Annotated in this window: 1 protein-coding gene; it reads right to left on the minus strand. The window is 52.9% G+C overall.

Features of this window, described 5'->3' with window-relative positions; all coding sequences use genetic code 11:
- Positions 1–10: 10 nt before the first annotated feature.
- A partial coding sequence (locus tag KHU33_RS26200; protein WP_211468492.1) for a transposase occupies positions 11–590 on the minus strand: 580 nt, incomplete at its 5' end.

Consider the following 590-nt stretch of genomic DNA (forward strand, 5'->3'; position numbering starts at 1 on the left):
CTAATGCCGTTCAGTTAAGGTCTCTTTTCAGGACCCGGACGGAGTAACGTTGAGGTAGCGCTTTGACGACCCGGTCGTAATGTCGACCGGGTCGGTCTTCGTTCAGCAGGGCGACTAATCGTTGCCGCAAGCGTTGCAACAGAGCCGGCAACTTGCCATATGAGCGAGTTACTGCGGCCCAGTGCAGTTCGTACTGGATGACGTGAAAGGCACGCACGAAGCTAATTTCAGTCGGTTCACATTTCACGGCGAGCGCCGTTTTTGCCATTTCCAGTCTGATTAAGTTGTACGCGGTCAGTGTTCCCCATATTTCCTGGTAGACGCCTTCTACCGTTTTGCTGCGCAGCGTAAGAGTCTTGCCCAGCATAGTCTGCTTCAATTCCCGATAGCTCGTTTCAATTTGCCAACGTCGTTCATAGCACGCAGTAATGTCGACGGCTTTGTAACGTTTGCGATCGAACAGTGATGTAAGCAGAATCTGTTTGCGCGCTGATGGATCGACTACGGTAATGGCTCGTGCCTGCCAGAACTCGGGCAGTTCAGGACATTTGCGACGCGCCTGCGGCGATATGCGCATCTGGATTAATGCG

Source organism: Collimonas silvisoli (assembly GCF_018305005.1).
GTDB lineage: Bacteria > Pseudomonadota > Gammaproteobacteria > Burkholderiales > Burkholderiaceae_D > Collimonas > Collimonas silvisoli.